Source organism: Aquabacterium parvum, from assembly GCF_001447195.1.
GTDB classification, from domain to species: domain Bacteria; phylum Pseudomonadota; class Gammaproteobacteria; order Burkholderiales; family Burkholderiaceae_C; genus Aquabacterium; species Aquabacterium parvum.
Window position 1 is genome coordinate 1 of record NZ_LFRI01000384.1, and the last position, 273, is coordinate 273.

General features: G+C 60.4%; 1 protein-coding gene. It reads right to left on the reverse strand.

Going from position 1 to position 273, the window contains the following annotated elements; translation table 11 throughout:
- Nucleotides 1–81: 81 nt before the first annotated feature.
- Nucleotides 82–204 (reverse strand): hypothetical protein, encoded by a 123-nt coding sequence (locus tag ABG80_RS23835; RefSeq protein ID WP_268760982.1) that lies wholly within the window; start codon nucleotides 202–204, stop codon nucleotides 82–84.
- Between the last annotated feature and the right edge of the window lie 69 nt (nucleotides 205–273).

Here is a 273-nt window from a genome sequence, read left to right on the forward strand (position 1 = left end):
AGCGCTCCTGGCTGGGCTCGACCTCGGCCAAGGCGATCATGTGCAGGTGCGGGTGCCACTGGCCCGAGTTGTCTCCCCGCTTCACTTCGTATGACCAAACAGCGCCCACAACACCATCGAGCACAGAGCCGCGACCGCGTTGCCGGCGTTTCCATAGCTCGCGCTGGGCTCTATGAAGGTGCTTAAAGCGTTCAGCCAGGTCATCACCGTTCTTCACCGTCAAAGTCACCAAAAAAGGCCTCAGAGCCGTTTTCTCGGCTCGGATGACCTCCC